This window comes from Bradyrhizobium sp. OK095, from assembly GCF_900109945.1.
Lineage (GTDB): Bacteria > Pseudomonadota > Alphaproteobacteria > Rhizobiales > Xanthobacteraceae > Bradyrhizobium.
Window position 1 is genome coordinate 597,526 of record NZ_FOBX01000003.1, and the last position, 14,129, is coordinate 611,654.

Here is a 14,129-nt window from a genome sequence, read left to right on the forward strand (position 1 = left end):
GGTCAGTTCCGCCCGGTTCCATCCTTGATCATGTCGAGGACGCGGCTTGACAGCGCCTCGACCACGAACGGCTTTGTCAGCACCTGCATGCCGGGCGCGAGCTGGCCGTTGCCGATGATGGCATTCTCCGCATAGCCGGTGATGAAAAGCACTTTCAACGCGGGCCGCGTCGTGCGTGCGGCATCCGCGAGCTGGCGGCCGTTCATGCCGCCGGGCAGGCCGACATCGGTGATGAGCAGGTCGATCGTCGCCTCGGATTGCAGGATGTTCAGGCCGGTCGGCCCGTCATGGGCCTCGAGCACGTTGAAGCCGATCTCTTCCAGCGCATCCGTCAGCAGCATGCGGATCGACGGCTCGTCGTCGACGACCAGAATGGTGTGGTCCGCCTGCGGGCGCGCCGCCGTCCGGGTGGCGAGCGCCGACGGCTTGTCAGCCTCCTTGCCGTAGTGGCGCGGCAGATAGAGGCACATGGTGGTGCCCTGGTTTACCTCGGAATAGATACGAACCTGTCCGCCCGATTGGCGCACGAAGCCGTAGACCATGGAGAGGCCAAGGCCGGTGCCCTGGCCGATCGGCTTGGTGGTGAAGAATGGGTCGAAGGCGCGCTCGATGATGTCGGGCGTCATGCCGGTGCCGGTATCGGTGACGCAGAGCGAGACGTACTGGCCGGGCGTAAGGTCACGCTCGCCGGCGCCATGCTCGTCGAGCCAGCGGTTCGCGGTCTCGATTGTGAGCCGGCCGCCGCCGGGCATCGCGTCGCGGGCGTTGATGCAGAGGTTGAGCAGGGTATTTTCGAGCTGGGAGGCATCGATCAGCGTCGCCCACAATCCGCCGGCGGTGACCACCTCCACCGCGATCTCGGGGCCGACTGTACGACGGATCATGTCCTCCATGCCCATCACCAGGCGGTTGAGGTCGGTCGGTTTGGGATCGAGCGTCTGCCGTCGCGAGAAGGCCAGCAAGCGGTGCGTCAGGGCGGCCGCGCGCTTGGCGGCGCCTTGCGCTGCTGTCACATAGCGGTCGATCTCGTTGACGCGGCCCTGGCCCAGTCGCGTCTGCAACAGCTCCAGCGAGCCGATGATGCCGGTCAGCAGATTGTTGAAATCGTGCGCGATGCCGCCGGTCAGCTGGCCGACCGCTTCCATCTTCTGCGACTGGCGTAGCGCCTCTTCGGCGTGACCGAGGCGCTCCTGCTCCCTAAGGCGGTCGGTGACGTCGTAGGTGAACTGGTAGGCGCCAAGAAGCCGACCGTCGCCATCACGCAGGCTGGCGAACCGCATTTCGTAGAAACGGCGGGCGCGCCCGGGATCGCCGAACTCGGCGACTTCAACGAACACCTCACCGGTGAGGGCCCTCGACCAGACCGCGCGGACGGCGTCGCGATGCTCGGGTTGATCTTCAAGCAGCTCAAGCATGTTGTCACCGACCTTCGGCATGATACCGAAGATACGATGAAATTCCCGGGCGGAGGCGCCGTTGATCGCGAGCCATCGGAAGCCGGGGTCGACAACCTGCACGAAGGCATCGGTACCCTCGACGATGTCGGCGAGCAGCTTGCGTTCGGCGACCGCCGCGACCACGCGTGCTTCCAGCGTCTCGTTCAAGCGCTGCAGCTCCCGCTCGGCCCGCTTGCGCGCCGTGATGTCCTGGAATAGCACGGCGACCTGCTTGCGGCTGGCGGGCTCGACACGAAAGGCGGCCAGTTCGAGGTAGCGGCCGGTTGCGATCAGCTCGCGCTCGAAGCGGATCGGCTGGCCCGTCCGCAGCACGCCGCCATAGAGCTCGACCCAGCCCTCGGCTTCGCCCGGCACCATCTCGCGGACTTTCTGGCCGACCACATTGGGAATGCCGGCATGCTGGGTGTAGGCGGGATTGGCTTCGACGTGGACGTAGTCGCTGAGCGGACCGTGCGGGCCGTCGAAGAACTCGATGATGCAAAAGCCTTCGTCGATCGAGTTGAACAGCGTCCGGTAACGCTCCTCCCGCTCGGCGAGCGCCGATTCCGCCTTCTGTCGCTCGGTCAGCACAGCCGCTCCGAGCGCCCTAAGGCGTGCGTTTTCCTCCTCAAGCGCCTTGAGACGGCGTTGAAGGTCCTCAGACTCGATCGAGTTCACACGTGCTCGCGGTTGGCTTTTCCACGGGCCGCCCCTCGGCCCCCGGACTGACGGCATTCTAGCGGGCATCCGCACTGCGGCAAAGCCACCCAACTCAACGCCGCCGGAACCGGCAAGTTCCCGGCGTTGTCGCGGCCTCAGCGCTCGCCCTGATCGGCGCCTTGCGTGCCGGACTTGTGCTGCGTCTGCGGCTGGCCGTGCTCGCTCGTCTCCTTGCAGGGGAGCTGCTCCCACGATCCATCGGGCGCCTGCTGATAGGCGCTACAGGACGATGACGAGGTCGGTTTGTCCTCGCCCTTCTGCGCGTCGGTATTCCTGGCCATGGCCGGGGCAGTCAGCACGGAGCTGGCCACGAAAGCGCCGGCGAAAACGAGATGGGCAATTCGCATGGGGGTCTCCTGTTCGAAGAGCCGCATGCTGCCGAGGAATGTGACGATTATGGGCCGCGGCAAGGGTTCCGCCGCGGCGTGCTTAACAGCGCGAGATACCGCTAGCCGCCCTTGCTGCGGATCAGGCCGGCTGTCTTCTGTTTCTCGCACCAATTGCTCATACCGAGCCGGCGCTGGTCGAGATCGGTCATCTGGGTCGCGACGGCGACCTCCGCCATGATGTCGTCGGCCTGCTTCTCGCCCATCTTGCCGCCGGTGTGCATCCAGGCGATCGCCTTGCGCACCTGCTCGGTGGTGCCGTCGGGCAGCTGCATCTGCTGTGCCCGCTGCACCAGATCCTGGTAGGCGACATCGGTGCCCGGGCATTCGACCTTGGCGGCGAAGGCCTGCAAGACCATCGTCACATAGGTCGAGCGCGGATGGTCGTCAGCCGCCTGGGCTGGAGCGGCGATCAGCAGCAGGCTTCCCATCAAAAACAGGTCTGCCATCAGAAAACGCGTGCGCATCCTAGGGTATCCTCCTCGATTTTTTTGCAAGGCTATTTTTGCAAGGCTAGCGTCCGGCGCGCCGCTCCGCAATGGTGCCGGGCCGCAATTGTCGCGCCCCGTTGCGGTGCGCTAAATTGGCGGCTCCCGGACCCGGAGCGCGACATGAGCCTGTTCAGCACGCCGTTCGATCCCGTCACCGACACGGCGCTCGTCACCGGCGCCGGCAACGGCATCGGCCGCGCCATCGCGCAGGCCCTGGTCGGCGAGGGCGTCCGGACCGTATTCGCCGATATCAGCGCGGAACGGGTGACTGCCGCGATTGCCGCGAGCGAGAGGCCCGAATTGGCGGTGCCCTGGGTCGGCGATCTCGCGAAGTTAGACGCCTGCGATGCGCTGCTGGCCGCCGCACATGCTGCGCTGGGCGAGGTCTCGCATTTCGTCCACAGCGCCTCGCCGCCGCGGCGCGAGGCCGATCATGCGCTGGCGGTCGATCGCAGGACCTGGCAGGAGATGCATGCCGTCAACCTCGATGCCGGCTTTCATCTGGCGCTCGGGATCGCAAAGCGGCTGATTGCAGCGAAGCGGCCCGGCTCGTTCCTGTTTCTCACCTCGCTGCATGCGGGCACGCCGCGCAATCTGCCGCATTACTCGACGGCGAAGGCGGCGATGGCGATGCTGGTGAAGGAGCTTGCGAAGACCTTTGGGCGCCATGACATCCGCGTCAACGCGCTGGTGCCGGGTGCGATCGCGGCCGGCGGATTCGTCGCGGATGCTTCGCTGGCGAAACACATTCCGCTCGGGCGTCTCGGCGCGGCTGATGACCTCGCGCCAATGGCGCTCACGGTATTGTCGAACAAGCTCTCGGCTTACGTCACCGGCGCAGCCTTCGTCGTCGACGGCGGATTGTCGCTGACGAACTGGTTCGAGCCGCCGCTGTTAGATTAGCGCTGCCAGGCCGGAACGGGATCGAGCGGGGTGCGATAGACCTCGTTCTGATCGCGGTCGGTGACGCGCACAGCGCAGCCCTTCTGCTGCAACTCCGGCTTCACCTGCGACAGCTCGGTGGCCAGTTGAACAGCGCGATCGGAGGCAACCTCGATGTCCTCGAGGATGATTCCACCCTGGTTCTTGAACTCTTCACCAACCACGAGATCGAAGGAGTAGTAAGGCATCCGAATTCCCCGATGTGACGACCCAAATCCTGAAGAGGAGTCTTCAAGAGAAGCCTTCAACGGAAGTCTTCAACACATGCCGGATGATATCACTGAGTCTATGATTTTCGAATGAACGGACCGCACAATCTCTGTGCCTATGGCGCAGAAATGATGTGCAACATTCGAGTGCATTAAGATTTTATTAAACATGTCAGCGCGATCATGAGGCATGGAATTGCAGCAGAACCGGACTCCGGGAACCGGCAGCTGCAAGAGAAGGCCGGCGGCATAGATCCCGACGGCCTTTTCTCTTGGTCGTGTCTCCTGGATCGACGCATCGATCTCCGTGGTCGCCCGGACTTTTGCGCATCACATCGAGTCGGACAGCTTGCGCGACGTTGCGACAGCCGCGCCGTGTCGTTCTAGCGCAGCGGCATCGGTGGACGCACGACAGGTCCATCGTCATCGGCAACGGCTTGTGTCGTTGTAACAGGTGCAACCGGCGGCGGGACCGTAGCGGCCTGCGAAGGCGGCGGAGGTGCGAGCGGTGTCGGCGGATACGCCGGCATATAGGTCTGCGTCGCCGCAGGCTTCGGCTTGCGAACCGGCGGCGGCGCAGGACGCGGCGGCAGCGCGGACATGCGTGCGCGCGGATCGACCGGCCTCGTCTCAGCCACGGGCTTCGGCGCGGAGGGCTTCGCCATCTCGCGTGCCATCTGCTCCTGTCCGGTCTTCAACTCGGCGATATCAGCCTTGAGCGTTTCGATCTGCTGCGCCATCGCGGCGAGATCGCGCGTCATCGATTGCACCGACTGCGTAGCATCGGACGGCGCTGCTGCGGGCACGGCCGCAGCCTGGGCCACAGGGAGCGGCGCAGATTGATCGGTTGCAACTTCCGCCGCGGGCCGGGCGGCCTGCGCAGCGGCGACCGGTGATGTCTGCGACGTCGAAGGCAGCAGCGAGGCCAATGCCGGCGTCCATTCGGCGAGCATTTGCCTGGCCGTGTCGCCGTGTTGCTCCCAGGCGATCGTTGCGGCCGCGCTGCCGCCCGCAAACAGGAACGTGACGAAGGCACCGCGCAGCCATTTGCCGGCGGAGGATCGCTTCTGCCTGTTGTGACCATCACCGGCCGCGACGCGTATTGCGGTGTCGACCGAGGGCACGGCCGCCTGCGGTTCCGAAACTGGACTGAGATTCGGCTCGGGATGGACCTTGGGCTCCGGCGCAAACTTCGGCTCCGGGCGGGGCGTGATGTCGGGCGCCAGCGCGGGGGCAACGCTGATGGGGCGCGAGGCCAATACCATCTCGGGCGAAATCTGAACCGCGTCGTGCGGATCGTTGTCCTTGACCGCGTCCTTCACGATCTCATCGACGATTTGCTTGCTGTTCAGCGTTGCGAGCATCGCAGCTCCTTTGGTCGTCCGCATTGGCGCGAGCCGGTCTGGTGAGGTGAGCCCGTCCCGGCTCTGATGATGCACGAGTCCAGCCGGGTTTGACCAAAGCAAGGCGAGGGGATGGAGATGATGCGACGCTCTTCCGCCGTTTGTGGTGATGGAACCCGTTCTGCCCAACACGTGGACGTGTTCCCAATTGCCTTGCTTTCAGCATGATTTGGGCAGCATGTCGCGACGCTGGGGGCGCTGCTATCGCTATCGGGGGGCCGGCGGTGCCAAGATTTCTACTTGCTTTGTTCGTCGTTGCCTTGCTGCCGCTCGGCGGCTGCATGCAGACGACGCTTTCTCCATCGACAGATGCGAGCATGACGGCGCGCGACCGCCAGTTGCTCTCCCATGCGCCTTACGCCCAGGCAAACGTGCCCGAGCAATATCTCCGTCACGTCGTCGATTATCCGCGCAAGGAGCAGCCGGGCACGATCCTGGTCGATACCGACGCGCGCTACCTCTATTTCGTGCTGCCCGATGGCAAGGCGATCCGCTACGGTGTCGCGGTCGGCGAGGAAGCCATGGCTTTCTCAGGCGTGGCGCGCGTCGGCCGCTTGGCGGAATGGCCGGACTGGGTTCCGACGGCGGAGATCCAGGCGCGGCTCGGGCCGTATCCGGCGCGGGTGACTGGCGGCCCCGCCAATCCGCTGGGCGCGCGCGGCATCTATCTCTATGCCGGCAACAAGGACACGCTCTACCGCATCCACGGCACCAACCAGCCCGAATATATCGGACAGGCGATCTCGTCGGGCTGCATCCGGATGCGCAACGAGGACGTGATCGATCTCTACGACCGCGTGAAGCTCAATTCGACCGTTGTCGTGCTGCCGCCCGGACAGAACGCGCAGGTCGAGGCGGGCAGGAGCTGGCGCGGCTAGGCGCGCTCACTCAGGCGTGAATGCGCGCAGGGGCTGGCGATCCCTGAAGAGTGAATTGCTTCACAGGGGATACGCTGGTTTTGCGCTATGCCTCGATGGCCGGTTGCCATTGGAGGCATCATGCAAAAGTTTCTTGATCGATTGAATGAAAGCGACCGCCGGGTCGTCCGCAAATGGCGGCTGGCGTCCCTCGGCTTTTATGGATCAATCCTGGCCGGAATGGTCGTGTACACGGCGCTGCATGGGAGTCCGGAGGTCAATTATGCCTCGGTTGATGCCACAGCTCATCCGAAGGTCATGAGCGCACCACGACACTGAACACAACGCTCTGGTCGGGCCTTACTCTTCGGGCCGGGCAATTCGCCATTGCAGCGTCGTCGCATTGCCGTTGACGTCGCCCGGTGCCTTGTCGGCGGGCGAGGTGTAGAGCGGGCGGTAGCGGTAGGCCCACATCTTGCTGCCGTCGTTGCGGCTGATCACGGTGAAGTCGCCGACAGCCTTGGCGTCGGTCGTCGCGGCCAGCGGAAACCAGCTCTCGATACACTTGCCGTTGCAGTTCGAGCTCTTGCCGTTGGTGTCGCGCTCATAATAGTAGAGCGTCATGCCCTTGAGATCGACCAGCTTGGGGCCCTGCTTGGTCAGGACCACCTTCGCCGGTGCGGTCGTGGCCTCGGGCTTCGGCGCAGGAGCAGCTTCGCCGCCGCCATGACCGTTCGCGAGCGCAGGAACGCTCGAGAGCACGATGACCGCGGCCGCAATGTGGAACCTGAACATCCGAAACTCCCGAAACGGCAAAGTTAATCGCGCGTTAAGCGCAGAATGTTGCCGACGATAGCAGCCGAAGGTTAGTTCCTGGTTTCGCGGCGCTGCGACAAATACGTACCCGGATACGGGATTATACCTGCGCTTCGCGCAAGGGGGCGCGGCTGAGCTCGTTGCCGGCCGCGATGGCCTTTCGCAACAGCCGCATCAGCTCCTCTCCTTCCTTCGCGCTGAGGCCGCGTAGCATGATGCGCTGGGCCGATTCCACCGTCGGCGTGATCTTGCGCAGCGTGCGCCGGCCCTCGTCGGTGATATCGAGCTCGCGGGCGCGGCGATCGCGGCTACTGGCGCGGCGCTCGGCAAGGCCCTTCGCCACCAGGCGATCGATCACGCCAGTGATGGTGGTGCGGTCGTAGGCGATCAGGCCTGCAAGCGTCACCTGGTCGAGCCCGGGATTGGCCTTGATGGTCGCGAGGGCTGCGTATTGCACCGGCGTCAGATCGAAGCCGGCTTCGCCAACCTCGGCCAGGAACACCGCAACCGCGATCTGCTGGAACCGGCGCGCCAGATGCCCGGGCATATCGTTGGGGTCGCTCACCGAATTCTCCTGAAGGGGAAGGGAGGGCTGTGATCGTTGACAAGTATACTGATAGTCAGCATACTGATCAATATCAAAGCAAGACGTTGACGGGAGAGGTGCTCATGCAATTCCATCTTGATGGATTTCAGCCTGGCGATCCCGAAATCGCAGACCCCACCGCGCGCATTCAGGCCTCCGGCGCTGCGGGTGCCGTGCCCACGGAGGTCGACGTCCTCATCGTCGGTTGCGGGCCGGCTGGCCTGACGCTCGCGGCCCAGCTTGCACAATTTCCTGACATCAAGACCTGCATCGTCGAGCAGAAGCCAGGCCGCTTGCTGGTCGGGCAGGCCGACGGCATCGCCTGCCGTACCATGGAGATGTTCCACGCCTTTGGCTTCAGCGAGCGCGTGCTGAAGGAGGCCTGTTGGGTCAACGAGACCACGTTCTGGAAACCGGACGAGCGGTGGCCTGAGAAGATCATCCGCAGCGGCCGGGTGCAGGACGTCGAGGACGGGCTGTCGGAATTCCCCCACGTCATCCTCAACCAGGCGCGCATCCACGACGGCTTTCTCGACATCATGCGCAAAGCGCCGGCCAAGCTCGAGCCCCATTACAGCCGCCGCCTGCTGGACCTCCATGTCGATCCGGCCGCGGGCACGAGCGATCATGCCGTGACCGTGCGCCTCGAACGCGTCGATGCCGGCAACGAAGGCAAGGTCGAGACCATCAAGGCGCGCTATGTCGTCGGTTGCGATGGCGCACGCAGCACCGTGCGCAAATCGATCGGCCGCGAGCTGCATGGCGATTCGGCCAATCACGCCTGGGGCGTGATGGACGTGCTGGCGGTCACCGATTTTCCCGACATTCGCTTCAAGAGCCTGATCCAGTCGGCGAAGGACGGCAGCCTGCTCATCATTCCGCGCGAAGGTGGCTACATGGCACGCCTCTATGTCGAACTCGCAAAGCTCGACGTCGGCGAGCGGGTCGCGAACCGCAACATCACCGCCGATGACGTGATTGCGAAAGCGCAGCGGATTCTGAAGCCGCATACGCTGGAGGTGAAGGAGATCGCCTGGTGGTCGGTCTACGAGATCGGCCAGCGCCTGACCGACAAGTTCGACGACGTGCCGGAGGCCGAGATCGATACGCGCCTGCCGCGCATCTTCATCGCCGGTGATGCCTGCCATACCCACAGCCCGAAGGCGGGGCAGGGCATGAACGTCTCGATGCAGGACGCCTTCAATCTCGGCTGGAAGCTCGCCACCGTGCTGCGGAAGCAGTGTGCGCCGAGCCTGCTGCATTCCTACTCCGCCGAGCGGCAGGCGGTTGCGAAGGAGTTGATCGATTTCGATCGCGAGTGGTCGGGGATTCTGGCTTCCGCGGCGAAAGCGGGCGGCGCCGATGCGGCCAAGACGCAGGATTATTTCGTCAAGCATGGGCGCTACACAGCGGGCACGGCGACGCACTATCGCGCGTCGGTCCTGACCGGCGCGACATCGCATCAGCATCTCGCCGAAGGTTTCGCCATCGGCACGCGCTTTCATTCAGCGCCGGTCATCCGGCTGGGAGACGCCAAGCAGGTCCATCTCGGCCACGCGTCGCAGGCCGACGGCCGCTTCCGCATCTACGCGTTTTCGCCCGCGGAAGATCCTGCGGCGGCAGGCTCAGCCATTCGCGCGTTGTGCAATTTCCTCACCGAAGCCAGGGAGTCGCCGGTCAGGCGATATACGCCTGTCGGAGCCGACATCGACAGTGTGATCGACCTGCGCGCGGTGTTCCAGCAGGATCATCGCCAGCTTGCCATCGAGGCGATGCCGTCCCTGCTGCTTCCGCCCAAAGGTCGCTATGGCTTGCTCGACTACGAGAAGATGTTCTGTCGGGATCCCAAGAGCGGCCATGACGTCTTCGACATGCGCGGTATCGATCGCAAGGCCGGCTGCATGGTGGTGGTGCGGCCGGACCAGTACGTCGCGACCGTGTTGCCGCTCGGCGACTTTGCCGGGCTCGCGTCGTATTTTGACGGGTTCTTGCTCCAGGCGAACTGACGAGTTCCGTCCGCGTACAATTTAAGAAAGTTCTTCGCGGGCAGATTTCATCGATCGTAACAGGTCTACTCAAAGCTGTAAGCATCCACTCGGGGCAGCGGGGCACGGGAGGATGACGACGATGAGACAGAACCAGGCGGAGACGCGCCGCCAAAATGTCGCGAAGCGGTCGATGACCAAAGAGGCCAAACAGCTGTCCGGCCTGATTGCCGGACTACGCAAATCCCTCGATGGGATTCACAAGGAGCGGATTGGCACAAAGCTCACCGGTGCCGAGATGGGTCTTCTCGATGAGCGCCGCAACAATCTGTTGCTGACGATCGCAGCGCTGGACGACCGCCTTTCGGCGGTGCAGGGACTGATCGATCTCGGCCGTCCCCACGTCATTCGGGTTCATTAGCGTATATTGACCGCTATCGGCTCCGTCGCGGCGGCGACGGGATCGGGCCCGGCTGCCGGCTCTGCGCGGCATAGGGATTAGGGTAGCACTGTGCTGATTGTCCGGAAGCGGTCGCCGCGCACTGCGCCATCGTCGTAAAACTGCAATCAATGGTGCTGCCGTCGACGGTGTAGATCTCCATGCAGACGGGATAGCGCGGATCGTAGGTCTGTGCAGCTGTTGGCGTTGCGCCGAACAGGCCTGCAGCAAGCAAGCCCGCGGCAAGCGGAATCGCATTCATGATGTCTGGCACGATCAACCTCCGTCGCTCGGTCGGAACCAAAGCACAATGCTGCCGTGGATGGCACCAAATTGCCACGCTCCCGGCGAATTGCCGCCAAAGCCCGCTGCCACGACGGAAACGGGTGCGGGGCAACGCAAGGGGATGCGCATTGGCCTATAAGATGGTCGCAGAACGCGACAATGCAAAGTACAGTGTCGCCCGCGAGAGCCGGCTGCTCATCGTGGCGAAGGCAAAGGTGTGGGCGAGCGAGGGATGGCAGGTCGTCATCACCGACCAGGACGGCAAGGCCTATACACCGCCCGAATTCGATCAGTTGCTGGCGGCCTGACCGCCGGCAGGGGCTAAAGCGCGATAAGATCGGGATGAATCGTCATCGCGCTTTAGGTTGTTGTTTGCGCATGATCTTTTCGGAAAACCGCTTCGCACTTTTCCGGATCATGCTTTAGGGGACGCGATTTGGCGACGCTCATGCGGTCGGGGCGCGATGTGATCGGGGCCCTGTTGACTCTCGCAGCCGTCGCCGCGCTGACGACGGTCGCGTCCGCGCAAAATCTCGATGCCGGCAAGCCGGCCGAAAAGCTGTTTGCCGACGGTTGCGCGACCTGCCATCGCAGCCCGCGCGGTCTTGCCAAGGGGCGCATGAGCCTGACGCTGTCCTGGTTCCTGACGGACCATTACGCGACCAGTTCCGACACCGCCAAGGCGCTCGCCGCATATCTGCAGTCTGTCGACGGACCGCCGCCGCGTGCCCCGGCGAAGTCCGGTGCAAAGCCGTCCAAATCCGCGCCGCGTCCGCCAAAGCCGTGACAAGCCGCTAGTCACCGCCCGCGACGATCGCGCACGTCCATCTCTTCAATCAAAAATAGAATGATTGTAGAGACCACTGAGAGGTGGTATTAAACCTCAAGTAGTTTAAGTCACGAGAGCAACCGAGGCGTCCCGTCGGACATATCTCGGAATTTGGTCGCACATCACATTTTGAGCTCGGGCGGGAGACGGGGCGGTTGAGCTCGTATCCGTGAGGACCTCCCATGAAGCATTGGCAGTCTTTGGCCCTGATGCCGCTCGCGATCGCCGTGGCGATGCTGGCGGCGCCGTTGCGGCCCGCCGCGCAAACGCAAAGCCCTCAGCCGCAAGCCGCTGCACCGCCCTACATTCCGCAGGCCAAATTCTGCGCCAATGGCAGCAATGGGCTGTGCGCGATCGTGCCGGCTTATATCGGGCCCGATCCCGTGCTGAGCCAGACGCAGGGCTATAACGGCCTCTACGGCCAGCCGCCGCAGAGCGAAAAGGCGGATGCGCAATCGCCGTTCGACAACATGGCCTGGCAGATGTTCGTCGCGCTCAACTGGGTCGCGAGCGGCGTCAAGGACCCGGCGGCGCAGGGGCTGACGCAGCCGGGCCGGCGGGTCTGGCAGACCTATCCGACTGTGTCTTCGCTGTTCGGCAATGCGCCTGTCATCGCCGGCTGCCCGCAGGCGCTGGCCTTCCCGATCTTCCATATCGGTTCGGACGGCAAGGGCCAGCCGAAGCCGAACAACGAGGAATATCTGCAGGCCGCGACCAACAAGCCGCTGATCGACGTCAACGGCAACTGGACGCTGTTCGAGCGGCGCGTCAACGAGATCGAGGCGCAATATCTGCGCGCGCCGGGCGGCCAGAAGTCACAGACGCTGACGACCAAGGCCGGACAGCTCAATTTCATCAAGAGCAATCCCGGCGGTGCCGAGTTCACGTCGTCGGCCACGGTGCCCGATGGCACCAATGGTTCGATCGAGATCAAGGCGTCCTGGCGCATCCTCGATCCGTCCAAGGATGATCCGTCAAAATTCTTCACGCAGAACATCCTGCTTGCGGTGTCCGGCGATCTCGTGCGTGACGGCGGTCCGTTCTGCCGCAGCGAGCGCGTGGGGCTCGTCGGCATGCACATCCTCGAGCGCAATCCGGTCGACAAGAACAATCCGGCACTGCGGCCGCAATGGATCTGGGCGACGTTCGAGCATGTCGACAACGCGCCGCTCGCAAACGCTCCGTGCAATGTCGCGGATGGCTGCGGGACCGACAAGGCCACGAACTGGATCAACCAGCCGAGCTGCGGGCCGGCAACTGCAGCGCCAGGATCGCATTTCTCGTTCTTCAACACCGCTGCGCCGTCGGGCCTCGGCACCAATATCGCGCCGCAATCGCCCGGAATCAGCAAGACGACATTCCCGTGGAATCCGCGCAAGCCGTACGCGCAAGGCGGCACGACCAGCGCGACCGCGCAGCCGCAGGCCGTGCGCTGCTGGCGAATCTACCCGACCACGAGCACCCTCAACGAGCAGTGGCGGATGGCGCTCGGCTCGCTCAAGAGCGTGTTTGGGAATTACATGCTGGTCGGCACGCAATGGGGCGGCAATGTCGAGCCGCCGACGCCGCCGAATCCGGTTCCGTTCAATGCCGTGCCGGGCATGCTCTCCAACATGACGCTCGAGACTTACATCCAGAACTATCTCGACAATGGTGCCGCAGGTCCGGGCTCATGCGTGAGCTGCCACAATTTTGCGACGCTCGTGGACAACAAGACCTCGGCGAATTTCAGCTTCCTGCCGGGTATCGTGGATTCGAATTCGCTACGCGCCAAGATCAAGACGGCGCCGTGAGGCAACCTGTAGCCCGGATGGAGCCGTTACGCTCGCCGATAAGTCTGCGCAATCAGTCGGTCGTGCACCGCGCGCAAATCCGCGCTCATCCGCGTCTGTCCCGTCGTGACAAAGGACAGCCACGCGCCGTCGGCGGCGAGCCGCACGACATGAAGCTCGGGCGCGGCGTCGGTGGCGCGATGACGTTTCAGGCGCGCCTTCATCCAGTCGTTCCAGAGCCGGCGCAGTGACGGGTCGGTGACCACGACCATGCTCAGCGCCGCCCAAGGCGTGGCGAAACCGAACGCGCTGCCGGTGAACACCGCATTGACATAGGCGCGCGTAAAACTGCCGCGCGGCTTGGGGTCGGCTTCAACGGCGGCGTCGATCTCGGCATCGACGCGGGCAAGCAGGTCGGCGAACAGCCCCTCGATCAGCGCTTGCTTGCTCGAAAAATGATGAAACAGCCCGCCCTTGGTGACGCCGGCCGCTGCCGCCACCGCCTGTACCGTGACGCCGGAGACGCCGTGGTCCATGGCAATCGCAGCTGCGTGGTCGAGCAGGGCGCGCCGGACCTGCTCGGGCTGCTTGGCGCGGGTATAGGCGCTGGCCGGCATCAATGCGCCGTCGTCTGCGAGAACAGGTTGATGACCACGACCCCTGAGACGATCAGCCCAATGCCGACGAATGCCGCGGCGTCCAGCATCTGGCGGAACAACACGAAGGAAACGGTCGCGGTCAGGATGATGCCGACGCCGCCCCAGATCGCATAGGCGATGCTCAGCGGAATGACCCGGATCGCCACCGACAGCGCATAGAACGAGGCGACATAGAACAGCACCATGGCGAGTGTCGGCCACGGCCGCGTGAACTGCGCGGATTGCTGCAGGAAGGCGGACGCCGTCACCTCGAAAACGATGGCGAGGGCAAGAGCTGCGTAGGCATTGAAGGCGGAGGTCATGACAAGCTCAGG

18 protein-coding genes are annotated in these 14,129 nt (G+C 64.0%); 8 read left to right on the plus strand and 10 right to left on the minus strand.

Annotation, left to right across the window (positions count from 1 at the left end; genetic code table 11):
• Positions 1-2: 2 nt before the first annotated feature.
• From BMW89_RS11850 to BMW89_RS11860, 3 genes are all read right to left on the minus strand, one after another.
• Positions 3-2,171 carry a PAS domain-containing protein gene (locus BMW89_RS11850; protein WP_502686386.1) on the minus strand — a complete coding sequence of 723 codons (2,169 nt, stop codon included), beginning with the start codon at positions 2,169-2,171 and terminating at the stop codon, positions 3-5.
• Positions 2,172-2,251: 80 nt separating this feature from the next.
• Entirely contained in the window at positions 2,252-2,503 is a 252-nt protein-coding gene (locus tag BMW89_RS11855; RefSeq protein WP_092026361.1) for a peptidase associated/transthyretin-like domain-containing protein, read from the minus strand.
• 101 nt (positions 2,504-2,604) lie between these two features.
• The gene (locus BMW89_RS11860) at positions 2,605-2,991 is read right to left on the minus strand and encodes a hypothetical protein (RefSeq protein WP_092026364.1); all 387 of its coding nucleotides are present in this window, start codon (positions 2,989-2,991) and stop codon (positions 2,605-2,607) included.
• 162 nt (positions 2,992-3,153) lie between these two features.
• Between BMW89_RS11860 and BMW89_RS11865 the strand changes: the two genes are divergently transcribed.
• Positions 3,154-3,936 (plus strand): SDR family NAD(P)-dependent oxidoreductase, encoded by a 783-nt coding sequence (locus tag BMW89_RS11865; RefSeq protein ID WP_092026129.1) that lies wholly within the window; start codon positions 3,154-3,156, stop codon positions 3,934-3,936.
• On the opposite strand, the gene BMW89_RS11870 is transcribed toward BMW89_RS11865, so the two are convergent.
• Together BMW89_RS11870 and BMW89_RS11875 are read right to left on the minus strand one after the other, a co-directional pair.
• Complete coding sequence (locus BMW89_RS11870; RefSeq protein WP_092026132.1) at positions 3,933-4,163, minus strand: DUF6894 family protein; 231 nt, start codon at positions 4,161-4,163, stop codon at positions 3,933-3,935. The genes BMW89_RS11865 and BMW89_RS11870 overlap by 4 nt on opposite strands.
• A gap of 404 nt (positions 4,164-4,567) precedes the next feature.
• Positions 4,568-5,548: a hypothetical protein gene (locus tag BMW89_RS11875; RefSeq protein ID WP_092026133.1), complete on the minus strand. Its 981-nt coding sequence runs from the start codon at positions 5,546-5,548 to the stop codon at positions 4,568-4,570.
• Between the two features lie 263 nt (positions 5,549-5,811).
• Here BMW89_RS11875 and BMW89_RS11880 point away from each other — a divergent pair, with 263 nt between their 5' ends.
• Both BMW89_RS11880 and BMW89_RS37300 read left to right on the plus strand, forming a co-directional pair.
• Positions 5,812-6,465, plus strand: a complete 654-nt coding sequence (locus BMW89_RS11880; protein ID WP_092026136.1) for a L,D-transpeptidase — start codon at positions 5,812-5,814, stop codon at positions 6,463-6,465.
• A gap of 120 nt (positions 6,466-6,585) precedes the next feature.
• Complete coding sequence (locus BMW89_RS37300) at positions 6,586-6,783, plus strand: hypothetical protein (protein ID WP_143062748.1); 198 nt, start codon at positions 6,586-6,588, stop codon at positions 6,781-6,783.
• A 21-nt stretch (positions 6,784-6,804) separates the two neighbouring features.
• On the opposite strand, the gene BMW89_RS11885 is transcribed toward BMW89_RS37300, so the two are convergent.
• Complete coding sequence (locus tag BMW89_RS11885; protein ID WP_092026139.1) at positions 6,805-7,239, minus strand: COG4315 family predicted lipoprotein; 435 nt, start codon at positions 7,237-7,239, stop codon at positions 6,805-6,807.
• A gap of 121 nt (positions 7,240-7,360) precedes the next feature.
• Complete coding sequence (locus BMW89_RS11890) at positions 7,361-7,825, minus strand: MarR family winged helix-turn-helix transcriptional regulator (RefSeq protein ID WP_092026141.1); 465 nt, start codon at positions 7,823-7,825, stop codon at positions 7,361-7,363.
• A 104-nt stretch (positions 7,826-7,929) separates the two neighbouring features.
• On the opposite strand from BMW89_RS11890, the gene BMW89_RS11895 reads away from it, so the two are divergent.
• Together BMW89_RS11895 and BMW89_RS11900 are read left to right on the plus strand one after the other, a co-directional pair.
• The gene (locus BMW89_RS11895) at positions 7,930-9,852 is read left to right on the plus strand and encodes an FAD-binding monooxygenase (RefSeq protein ID WP_177195984.1); all 1,923 of its coding nucleotides are present in this window, start codon (positions 7,930-7,932) and stop codon (positions 9,850-9,852) included.
• 121 nt (positions 9,853-9,973) lie between these two features.
• On the plus strand, positions 9,974-10,252 hold the full coding sequence (locus tag BMW89_RS11900; protein WP_092026367.1) for a hypothetical protein: 279 nt from the start codon (positions 9,974-9,976) through the stop codon (positions 10,250-10,252).
• A gap of 13 nt (positions 10,253-10,265) precedes the next feature.
• Here the strand turns inward: BMW89_RS11900 and BMW89_RS11905 are convergent, their stop codons facing one another.
• Entirely contained in the window at positions 10,266-10,544 is a 279-nt protein-coding gene (locus tag BMW89_RS11905; RefSeq protein WP_177195985.1) for a DUF3551 domain-containing protein, read from the minus strand.
• A 112-nt stretch (positions 10,545-10,656) separates the two neighbouring features.
• On the opposite strand from BMW89_RS11905, the gene BMW89_RS37860 reads away from it, so the two are divergent.
• The 3 genes from BMW89_RS37860 to BMW89_RS11920 all read left to right on the plus strand — a co-directional run bounded on the left by BMW89_RS37860 (position 10,657) and on the right by BMW89_RS11920 (position 13,177).
• Positions 10,657-10,863, plus strand: coding sequence for a hypothetical protein (locus BMW89_RS37860; RefSeq protein WP_177195986.1), 207 nt, complete (start codon positions 10,657-10,659; stop codon positions 10,861-10,863).
• 173 nt (positions 10,864-11,036) lie between these two features.
• Positions 11,037-11,342, plus strand: a complete 306-nt coding sequence (locus tag BMW89_RS11915) for a hypothetical protein (RefSeq protein WP_092026369.1) — start codon at positions 11,037-11,039, stop codon at positions 11,340-11,342.
• A gap of 224 nt (positions 11,343-11,566) precedes the next feature.
• The gene (locus tag BMW89_RS11920) at positions 11,567-13,177 is read left to right on the plus strand and encodes a hypothetical protein (protein ID WP_092026153.1); all 1,611 of its coding nucleotides are present in this window, start codon (positions 11,567-11,569) and stop codon (positions 13,175-13,177) included.
• Positions 13,178-13,203: 26 nt separating this feature from the next.
• On the opposite strand, the gene BMW89_RS11925 is transcribed toward BMW89_RS11920, so the two are convergent.
• The gene (locus BMW89_RS11925) at positions 13,204-13,773 is read right to left on the minus strand and encodes a TetR/AcrR family transcriptional regulator (protein ID WP_092026156.1); all 570 of its coding nucleotides are present in this window, start codon (positions 13,771-13,773) and stop codon (positions 13,204-13,206) included.
• Positions 13,773-14,117, minus strand: a complete 345-nt coding sequence (locus BMW89_RS11930) for a DMT family transporter (protein WP_014495640.1) — start codon at positions 14,115-14,117, stop codon at positions 13,773-13,775. The genes BMW89_RS11925 and BMW89_RS11930 overlap by 1 nt, the downstream gene beginning before the upstream one ends.
• Positions 14,118-14,129 lie beyond the last annotated feature (12 nt).